10 protein-coding genes are annotated in these 9,453 nt (G+C 66.7%); 5 read left to right on the forward strand and 5 right to left on the reverse strand.

All coding sequences use genetic code 11. The features are described 5' to 3' along the window. Positions 1-11 precede the first annotated feature (11 nt). Together ACMZ91_RS15945 and ACMZ91_RS15950 are read right to left on the reverse strand one after the other, a co-directional pair. Entirely contained in the window at positions 12-371 is a 360-nt protein-coding gene (locus tag ACMZ91_RS15945; RefSeq protein ID WP_414578365.1) for a DUF1428 domain-containing protein, read from the reverse strand. 91 nt (positions 372-462) lie between these two features. Continuing rightward, positions 463-2,865: a S9 family peptidase gene (locus ACMZ91_RS15950; RefSeq protein ID WP_414578363.1), complete on the reverse strand. Its 2,403-nt coding sequence runs from the start codon at positions 2,863-2,865 to the stop codon at positions 463-465. A 210-nt stretch (positions 2,866-3,075) separates the two neighbouring features. Between ACMZ91_RS15950 and ACMZ91_RS15955 the strand changes: the two genes are divergently transcribed. After that, entirely contained in the window at positions 3,076-3,648 is a 573-nt protein-coding gene (locus tag ACMZ91_RS15955; protein ID WP_032130335.1) for an OmpO family porin, read from the forward strand. A gap of 190 nt (positions 3,649-3,838) precedes the next feature. After that, entirely contained in the window at positions 3,839-4,510 is a 672-nt protein-coding gene (locus ACMZ91_RS15960; protein WP_049398097.1) for a response regulator transcription factor, read from the forward strand. 7 nt (positions 4,511-4,517) lie between these two features. On the opposite strand, the gene ACMZ91_RS15965 is transcribed toward ACMZ91_RS15960, so the two are convergent. Then, positions 4,518-4,907, reverse strand: a complete 390-nt coding sequence (locus tag ACMZ91_RS15965) for a DUF6165 family protein (protein WP_049462582.1) — start codon at positions 4,905-4,907, stop codon at positions 4,518-4,520. Positions 4,908-5,086: 179 nt separating this feature from the next. On the opposite strand from ACMZ91_RS15965, the gene ACMZ91_RS15970 reads away from it, so the two are divergent. Next, positions 5,087-5,785: a TorF family putative porin gene (locus ACMZ91_RS15970; RefSeq protein ID WP_049462581.1), complete on the forward strand. Its 699-nt coding sequence runs from the start codon at positions 5,087-5,089 to the stop codon at positions 5,783-5,785. Here the strand turns inward: ACMZ91_RS15970 and ACMZ91_RS15975 are convergent. Continuing rightward, the gene (locus ACMZ91_RS15975) at positions 5,782-6,930 is read right to left on the reverse strand and encodes an MFS transporter (protein WP_219631205.1); all 1,149 of its coding nucleotides are present in this window, start codon (positions 6,928-6,930) and stop codon (positions 5,782-5,784) included. The two genes, ACMZ91_RS15970 and ACMZ91_RS15975, sit on opposite strands and share 4 nt — an antisense overlap. Before the next feature lie 144 nt (positions 6,931-7,074). On the opposite strand from ACMZ91_RS15975, the gene ACMZ91_RS15980 reads away from it, so the two are divergent. Continuing rightward, positions 7,075-7,962, forward strand: a complete 888-nt coding sequence (locus ACMZ91_RS15980) for a LysR family transcriptional regulator (RefSeq protein ID WP_049398095.1) — start codon at positions 7,075-7,077, stop codon at positions 7,960-7,962. On the opposite strand, the gene ACMZ91_RS15985 is transcribed toward ACMZ91_RS15980, so the two are convergent. Next, entirely contained in the window at positions 7,931-8,398 is a 468-nt protein-coding gene (locus ACMZ91_RS15985) for a YehS family protein (RefSeq protein ID WP_005411992.1), read from the reverse strand. The two genes, ACMZ91_RS15980 and ACMZ91_RS15985, sit on opposite strands and share 32 nt — an antisense overlap. Positions 8,399-8,515: 117 nt before the next feature. On the opposite strand from ACMZ91_RS15985, the gene ACMZ91_RS15990 reads away from it, so the two are divergent. Further along, the gene (locus tag ACMZ91_RS15990) at positions 8,516-9,268 is read left to right on the forward strand and encodes an SDR family NAD(P)-dependent oxidoreductase (RefSeq protein ID WP_019337645.1); all 753 of its coding nucleotides are present in this window, start codon (positions 8,516-8,518) and stop codon (positions 9,266-9,268) included. Positions 9,269-9,453: the final 185 nt, after the last annotated feature.

The raw sequence follows: 9,453 nt of genomic DNA on the forward strand, positions 1-9,453 counted from the left end.
GTCCGCCCGGTTCAGCGCGTCAGCTCGTAGAGCGGCACGAACCCACCGTAGATCATCCGCGCGCCGTCGAACGGCATCGGATTCTTCGCCGGATCAAACCGCGGGTCTTCCATCATCTTCTTCATGCCGGCGTCGCGGGTCGGCTTGTCCGGCCATTCGATCCACGAGAAGACCACCGTCTCGTCTGCCGTGGCTTTCACCGCGCCGAAGAAGTCGGTGGTTTTGCCGTGCGGTACGTCGTCACCCCAGCACTCGACCACGCGCAGCGCGCCGTACTCGATGAAAACGGGATCCCCTGTGCGTGCATGGGCGAGGAACTTCTCCTTGTTGGCGGTGGGCACCGCCAGGACGAAACCATCGATGTAGCTCATTGCCTGCCTCCGGATGGACCGTGCCGCATGCACGGCCTTCAAGTACCCGACGAACCAGGGCGCCGTGGATCGACATCCTGTGTGCGCCTGTTCAGCCCGGCCCACCGGGCAGCGGCGCCAGCACCGTCTCCGGTGGCTGCTGGCCGGCCAGGTGGCGCACGAAGTAGTCCCACATGCGGTGCGTGTAGATGGCGTCGTTGCGGAACAGTTCGTGGTCCTGCCGGGCCAGGTACAGCAGGTCGTAGCTGCGCTGGGCCTTGTTCAGGGCGGCGGCCAGCTGCAGGGTCAGCGCCGGCGGCGCGTTCTCGTCCAGTTCGCCATAGACCAGCATCAGATGCCCACGCAGGTTGCCGGCCAACGCTGCATTGTCGAGTCCGGCAAACGGCGCCGGCACGCCATCGGCCAGGGGTGTTGGTGGCAGCACGCCACCGAACAGCCGGTCCATGCCGTGCAATGCACCGCCGTACATGCCCTGGAAATTGTGGCTGCCGGCCGAGGCCACGCCCACCTTGTAGAACGCCGGATAGCGCAGCAGGGCGCGCGCTGCACTGTAACCACCGAACGAATGCCCGTAGATGCCGACCCGCTGCAGGTCGATGCCCCGGTAGCGTTCGCCCAGCTGGCGCAGCGCAGCCACATGGTCATCCAGCTGCACATCTGCCCCGTGCAGGAAGCTGCTGTCATGGAACGCCTTGTCGCGGCCACCGGTGCCGCGCGCGTCGATGCTGACCACCACGAAGCCCAGTTCGGTCAGGCTGGCGCGTGACACCGGATTCAAGGCGGACACCGCCTCGGCGTAGGTCACCGGCGCATTGCTGACGAAGGAGCCACCGTACATCGCGTCGATCACCGGAAAGCGGCCGTCATCGCGATAGTCGCGGGGCAGGTAGACGGTGGCGAAGATCGGCGTTCGCCCATCGGCGGCCAGCAGCCGCTCGCGCCGTGGGGGGCGCCAGCCGGCAGCAATGATCGCGCCGTCATCCGCTGTTTCCAGCACCATCACTTCACGGCCGTCATCGCTGGCCCGCAGCACGGTGCGTGGTGGCTGGTCGAGACGGGAAACGGTATCCACCAGATAGCCACCGCCAGGCGACAGCGCCTGGGGGGCGCGCCCGCCGAACAACGCGCCGGTGCCGGCATCGGCCAGATGGTCGTTGCCATCGGCGGCCAGGCGCTGGACCGGTCCCCCCTGCAGCGATACCCGGTACAGGCCGCGTACGTAGGGGTCGCCACCGTCGACGCCGCCGGCGCTGAAGTACGCCCAGCCACCCGCAGCGTCCACGCCCAGCAGGTCGCGCACCGCCCATTGGCCGCGGGTGAGCTGGCGCAGCACCTTGCCGTCGGACAGGCGGACCCGGTACAGATGGCCCCAGCCATCGCGCTGCGAGAACCACACCGCCGTGTCCTGGCCGGGCAGGATGGCCACCGCTGGCCGGTTGTAGGAATACACGTTGAGCTGCACGCGGGTGTCGCTGGCTTCTTCCAGAACCGTGCGCAACGCACCGTTGTTGGCATCGATCTCCAGCAGACGCAGCCTGCGCGGTGCGCCGAAGTGCGCGATCACGGCATACAACCGGTCGCCGTCCCAGCCGAGTACGCCGGCTTCGCTGAGGGTGTTCCAGCCTTCCGGCAAGGCGATGTCATGCTGCTGGCCGTTGCGGGTGTCGACCACATACAGGCTGTCGCGCACCTGCCGGGTGTCACCCAGCAGCCCCAGCTTCACCGTATGCACGCGCGGCCGCGCGCTGTTGGCCGGGCTGCTTTCCAGATAGGGGTAGTCCTGCAGCGCGCGTTCGTCGTAGCGGATGCCGGCCACGTAGCGGCCATCCGGTGACCAGCCGACCGCGAACGGCCGCGTCGGCATCCGGCCCTGGCGGCGTGGAATGCCGCGCAGGGTGAAGTCCGGCAGCACGCCAAAGCCATGATTGGGTTCACCGCCGCTGGTCAGCGCTCGTGCTGCCATTCCGGGCGACTGCAGCCACAGGTTGTGATCGCGTACCTGCAGCCAGGCATCACCGCCGGGCGATGGCAGTGCATCGGTCGCTGGCGCTGCATCCTGCGAACGCACGCACTGCAGGCGTGGCCATTGACAGCTGATCGCCGCCTCGCCGTTGAACTGCAGGCGCAGGCCTTCATCCAGTACCTGCACGCTGCTCAAGCGCAGGCGTGGTCCTCTGGCACCGAGAGGTGCAACCGCAGCGTCCAGCGCATCGGGTTCGAACAGGATCTGGCGTGTGGCCTGGACTGGATCGACCAGTACCGCCTGGCGCCGGCCCTGCGTGGTTTCGCGTTCGTACCAGAAGCGCCCATCGGCCAGCCAGTGGGGCAGCACCGAAGCATTGCGCAGCGCACCGCGAAGGTGACTGTCATGCACGCGTTCGGCGCGCTGGTAGTCAGCGGCCTGCAGTGCGTGCGCAGCGTGGATCGGAAACAGGGCCGCGCATGCCAGGAGCGCGGCGCGAACAGGCATCAGCGGCGGATCGGAAACGTACAAGGCAACCTCCTGTTGCAATCGACGACGAATCACAAATGCACGCGCGCCGCGCGCGTATGCCAGAGACAGCCTGAATCAAGGCAAAAAATTCAGCAATGCGAAGACCGCTGTTTTCAGGGAGCGTTGTGGCGAATAACGGAGAATTTACATTCCCGATGCGATGGCGCCCTGGCGCTGCTGCACACCATAAGAAAGTAAAGGTGTACCCCCATGAAGAATTCGCTGATTGCTCTGGCCCTGGCCGCTGCCCTGCCGTTCACCGCCTCGGCTGCTGAGAACCTGTCGTACAACTACGCCGAAGCCGACTACGCCAAGACCGACATCGACGCGTTCAAGGCCGACGGCTGGGGCGTGAAGGGTTCGTACGGCTTCCTGCCGAACTTCCACGCTTTCGGTGAGTACAGCCGCCAGGAAATCGACCACACCAACATCAAGCTGGACCAGTGGAAGATCGGCGCCGGCTACAACGTTGAAATCGCCCCGACCACCGACTTCGTTGCCCGCGTTGCTTACCAGAAGCGCGACCAGAAGCACGGCCTGGACTTCAATGGCTACAGCGCTGAAGCCGGTATCCGCACCGCCTTCGGTGCCCACGCCGAAGTCTACGGCATGGTCGGCTACGAAGATTTCTCGAAGAAGCACGGCATCAATCCGGAAGGCCAGTGGTACGGCCGCCTGGGTGGTCAGGTCAAGCTGAACCAGAACTGGGGCCTGAACGGCGAGCTGAAGATGAACCGCGACGGCGACAAGGAATACACCGTCGGCCCGCGCTTCAGCTGGTAATTGCTTCCTCGACGCGCCTGCGCGCCGAAGATGCCTCGACAGGCCCGGCCCATGCCGGGCCTGTTGCGTTTCCGGCTGGGCAAACGCTACCTGACCGTGTCGCGGCGGAAGGGCGGCATTGCAACGAATTGGATTCCGCAGGCGTCGGCTGCGCCCTAGGGTGAGTGGCCTGTTCTGCAGGAATGCAACGATGCCCACGTTTCCGTCGCCCCGCGATTCTCCCTGCCGCCTCTTGCTGCTGGATCCACACCCGCTGTTGCGGCATGGCGTGCAGGAAGTTCTGGCCCGGCAGGCGGGCCTGCAGGTCGATGGAAGCTACGGCCGCAGCGGTGATCTGCTGCAGCGCCTGCAGCAGCAGGCGGCCGCGATCGATCTGCTGCTGGTCGACGCCTTGCCGATCGGTGACAGCGGCGAAGGCCTGGAACTGCTGCGGCACCTATCACGCCACTGGCCGGCAGTGCCGATCCTGGTGCTGTCCGCACACTGCAACGCGGGTGTCGTGTCCTTGGCCCTGCAGGCCGGTGCGCGCGGATTCCTGTCCAAGGCCTGCGCGCCGCAGATGCTGCTGCGGGCAGTGAGCGTGGTTGCCCGTGGCGGGCGCTTCGTGCCGCCGGAGCTGCGTGCACAGTTGAACCAGTCCCGTCGGCAGCGCCAGCAGTCCATGCGTTCACCACGGTTGAGTACCCGCGAGCGCACCGTCCTGCAGTGGGTGCTGCGTGGTTGCAGCACCGGCGAGATGGCACGCCGCAGTGGGCGTGCAGCCAGCACCATCAGCACGCAGAAGCGAGCGGCGTACCGCAAGCTGGGTATCCGCAACGATGGCGAGCTGTTCCGCTTCCGCCATCTGATCGACGCTGATTGAGGTGGCGTTACTCGCCCTGGTACTGCTTTTCTTCCACCAGGGCCGAACCGGCCACGCGGTTGATCTCGTTCTTCACCTGCACGCGCTCGCCATTGGTGCCATAGACACCACGCGCCAACTGGATGAACGCATCGTCGAACACCTGGGCTGCTTCCTTGTCGCGCAGCTGGTCCTGGATATCCCACATGCGCTCGTTGATCGTCTTCAGCTGCTGCTTCAGCACGGCCAGTGCCGGCTGTGCCTGCAGCTGCTGCTGCAGCAAGGGCAGCAGGCCGTCCAGCTCGGTGCGGACGTTGGCCAGCTTGGCCACATCGTCGATGCGCTCGGCCTTGATCTCGAGAATGGTGATCTTGTCGATCAGCTCGCCGATCGATACCGGGGTCAGGATGGCGTCCACGCGGTTGGTTCCTGGAAACAAGGCGCCATGATACCGCGCCGCTGGCACGCGGCCCCCGGTCCACGGGATTTACGCCGAATTTGCGCCACGGGCCCGGCAGCACCCTCGATCCGTTACGGCCACCACCTCGACACTGCGTTCCCGGCGGCGCAACCGCCTTCAACGAGGAACACAGTGCAGTGAACAGCAAGGGGATGATGGCGGCAGTGGTGGCCGCCCTGGCAGGGCTGCTCGGCATCGGCAGCGCCCAGGCACAGGTGCAGGTCAGCGGCAGTGCCGCACTGACCAGCGACTACGTGTGGCGTGGCAGCTCGCAGAGCGATGGCGACCCGGCGGTGCAGGCGGGCGCGAAGATCTCGGTCGCATCGGGTTGGTATGCCAGCGTGTGGGGCTCCAACGTTTCGTTCAAACCGGACAATGGCGCGCGCAGCGAGTTCGACCTGGTGGCAGGCTGGTCCGGCGCGCTGGCACCGGACTGGACACTGGATGCCAACCTGACCCGCTATGTGTATCCAGGTACCGGCCGCGCGCTGGACTGGACCGAACTCAATACCACCCTGAACTGGAAGCAGCGCGCCTGGTTGCAGATCGCGCATTCCAACGACGCGTTGGCCGGTGGCCATCGCGGCACCTATGCCCAGCTGGGTGTGCGGGTGCCGCTGCACGAGCGGTTCCGCCTCGAAGCGGCGGTAGGCCAGTACTGGCTGGCCACCGCACAGGGGCCTGATTACCTGCATGGCCAGCTCAGTGCCATCGCCTCGCTGACCCCGGCATGGGAACTGCGCGCCACCGTGCATGACACCGACAACGCAGCGAAGCGGCTGTTTCCGGACAATGCCGGCGGACGCTGGGAGCTGGTGCTGCAGGGCAGCTTCTAGTCAGTCACCGAAGCCTGGCGCGCGCGCAGCGCGCCGGGCAGCCACAGCAGCAGGGCCAGCATGGCCACCGCAGCACCGGCCACGCAGACGCCGGTCCAGCCGAAGCGCTGGTAGACCTGCGCCGACAGCAGCGAACCCAGCGAACCGCCGATGAAGTAGCCGGTCATGTAGCCGGCATTGAGGCGGTTGCGCGCTGCCGGTTGCAGTGCGTAGATCAGGCTCTGGTTACTCACGTGCAGCAGCTGCGCGGCCAGGTCCAGCACCACCACGCCGACCAGCAGCGCCAGCAGCGAGTGTGCCGACAGCCCCAACGGCAGCCATGACAGCAGCAACAGCACCAGCGCGATGGCGGTGGCGCGTCCGGTCTGGCCGCGGTCGGACATGCGCCCGGCCAGGCCCGCAGCCAGCGTGCCGGCGGCACCGACCAGCCCGAACAGGCCGATGGTAGCGTCGCTGTAGGCGTAAGGTGGCTGCGCCAGCAGGAACGCGAGCGGGGTCCAGAAGATCGCGAACATGGCGAAGCTGCAGGCGCCCAGCAGGGTGCGCTGGCGCAGCACCGGCTCCTGCACGAACAGCACGCCGATCGAGCGCAGCAATGCGAAATAACCGAGGCCGGCGCTGTGGTGGAATCGCGGCAGGCCGCGCTGCAGCGCCAGCGCGGCCAGCACCAGGGTGCCGGCGGCGATGGCATACACCAGGCGCCAGTCGCCCAGGCTGGAAAGCAGTCCGGCCACGGTGCGCGCCAGCAGGATGCCCAGCAGCAAGCCACTCATCAATGTGCCGACCACGCGGCCACGATGTTCCGGTGCGGCCAGCGTGGCCGCGAACGGCACCAGTACCTGTGCCACCACCGAGAACAGGCCGGTGATCGCGGTACCCACCAGCAGCCAGGCCAGCGACGGCGCACAGGCACTGATCACCAGCCCGCCGGCGGACAGCAGGCTCATCACCACGATCAGGCGGCGGCGTTCGAACAGGTCACCCAGCGGCACCAGCAGGATCAGTCCGGCGGCATAGCTCAGCTGTGCGGCGGTGACCACCATGCCGACCTGGCCGAACGGCACACCGAAGGCATCGGCGATGGTGTGCAGCAGCGGCTGCGCATAGTAGTTGCTGGCCACGGCCACGCCGGTAGCCACCGACATCAGCAGCACCTGCCAGCGGTGCAGAGGGGGAAGGGACGGACTCACGCGGTGTTCGAGGAAGCGGGGGAGCACAGTGTCCGCCTGCTGCAGTCATGATGGAAATGAATCATCATCATCTCTGTCATCTGAAAATGAGATGGTTGCGTGAATCTCAAGCAGCTCGAGTTCGCCGTCGCCCTGGCCGAGGAGGGCAACTTCACCCGCGCCGCCGAGCGCTGCCACGTGGTGCAGTCCGCGCTCAGTCACCAGATCGCCCATCTTGAGCAGGAACTGGGCACAACGCTGTTCGAGCGCCTGCCGCGCCAGGTGCGGGCCACCGCCGCCGGCGAGGCGCTGCTGGTGCATGCACGCCAGGTGCTGGCCAGCCTGCGCCACCTGCGCGCCGACGTGGCCGCCGTCACTGGCGAGGTGCGTGGCCTGCTGGCGATCGGGCAGATCTCCTCGCTGACCGACATCGATGTGGTGGCGATGCTGGCGGCCTTCCAGCAGGCGCACCCGCAGGTGGAGTTCCAGCTGCGGGTCGACAAGAGCGAGGACCTGATCGCGCAGGTGCAGTCGCGAGAGCTGGACGTGGCGCTGGTCGGATTGGCGCCGTCGGCAGGGCTGGACGGGGTCTGCCACCAGATGCTGCAGGAAGAAGACCTGGTGGCGGTGCTGGCGCCGTCGCACCGCTTGGCCCGCCGCAAGCGGCTGCCATTGACCGAACTGCAGGACGAGGCGCTGGTCGACTTTCCGCGCGGCACCGGTGCGCGGCGGCAGACCGACGATGCCTTCGCTGCCGCTGGCCTGCCGCACACGGTGCGCTTCGAGGTCAATCTGATGGAACTGATCGAGCGCTTCGTCCGCCATGGGCTGGCGGTTGGCATCGTGCCAGCGTTGATCGCCGACGGGTTCCAGGGGGTGGTACAGATTCCGCTGCAGCCGACCCCGACCCGCCGCGTGCACCTGGTCTGGCAGCGACTGCCGACACCGGCGGCGCGGGCGTTCGTCGAGGCCGTGCTCAGCCGCGCAGGCGCAGGCTCAGGCCCTTGAGGAAATTGCGCAGCATCTGGTCCAGGCAGCGCCGGTAGTTAGTGTGCCCGGGCTGGCGGAACAAGGCGCCCACTTCCGACTTGGAGACGTTGAAGCCGGCGCTGGCGAAGATCTCCATCAGATCGACGTCGCGCAGCTGGAAGGCGACGCGCAGCTTCTTCAGCACCAGGTTGTTGTCGATGCGGGTTTCCACCGCACGCTGAGGCTGGCTCTCATCGCGACCGCGCAGGTGCACGATCAGGCCGTCGAGGAAGTGCGCCAGCGCGCTGTCGCTCATCGCTTCGAAACCGGCTTCGTCCTCGCGGCGCAGCCAGGCTTTCACCTGTTCCGGATCCACGGCGAAGGCCGGGTCGGCCATCTGGCACAGGGTCACCACGTGGTGGTCGCCCAGGTCCAGGGAGTAGCGCACGCTGCGCAGGACATCGTTGTTGATCATGGGCCCAATTGTACCGGTCACCCCGACAGGTGGGGCCGGATCTGGCCGATCAGGCAACGCAACCCCCGGCCGACGGTGCCAGAATGGGGGGCTGGTTTTTCCCCCTGGAGTTGCCTGATGACCCGCACTGTCCTGATTACCGGCGCCACGTCCGGCTTCGGCGCCGCCGCCGTCCACCGCTTCGCCCAGGCGGGCTGGAAGGTGATCGCCACCGGCCGCCGCGGCGAACGCCTGCAGCCGCTGGTCGAGCGCTACGGCAAGGACGTGGTGCATGCCGCCGCCTTCGACATCCGCGATCCGGTGGCGATGGAAGCGGCGCTGCTGGCACTGCCGCCGGCCTTCGGCGAGATCGATCTGCTGGTCAACAACGCCGGCCTGGCGCAGGGCACTGCGCCGGCACAGAGCGCCAAGTTGTCGGACTGGACCACGATGATCGACACCAACATCACCGCGCTGGTGACCCTGACCCACCGCCTGCTGCCGCAGCTGGTGGAGCGCAAGGGCGCAATCATCAACATTTCGTCGGTGGCCGGCGTCTACCCGTACCCGGGCGGCAATGCCTACGGTGGCACCAAGGCCTTCGTCAGCCAGTTCTCGCTCGGCCTGCGTTCGGACCTGCACGGCACCGGCGTGCGCGTGACCACGATCGAGCCGGGCATGGCCGAAACCGAGTTCACCGTGGTGCGTACCCATGGCGACCAGGCGGCGTCGGACAAGCTCTATACCGGCGCCAACCCGATGACCGCCGAAGACATCGCCGAACAGATCTTCTGGGTGGCCAGCCTGCCGCCGCACCTGAACATCAATCGCCTGGAACTGATGCCGGTCAGCCAGTCCTTCGCCGGTTTCCAGGTCGCCCGCGAAGGCTGACGGTCATTTGTAGAGTCGAGCCATGCTCGACTGCTCTTCGCCCTTTGTAGAGTCGAGCTTGCTCGACTGCTTTGAACGGCAGTCGAGCAAGCTTGTATGTTCCTCCCGGCTCCTACGCGGTATGTAGGAGCCAGGGTGGAGGGACCGTCAAGCATGCATCTGCGGATACTAGCCGACAGACGAGT

It is taken from the genome of Stenotrophomonas sp. FR024 (assembly GCF_047500745.2).
In the GTDB taxonomy this organism is placed as follows: Bacteria; Pseudomonadota; Gammaproteobacteria; order Xanthomonadales; family Xanthomonadaceae; genus Stenotrophomonas; species Stenotrophomonas maltophilia_A.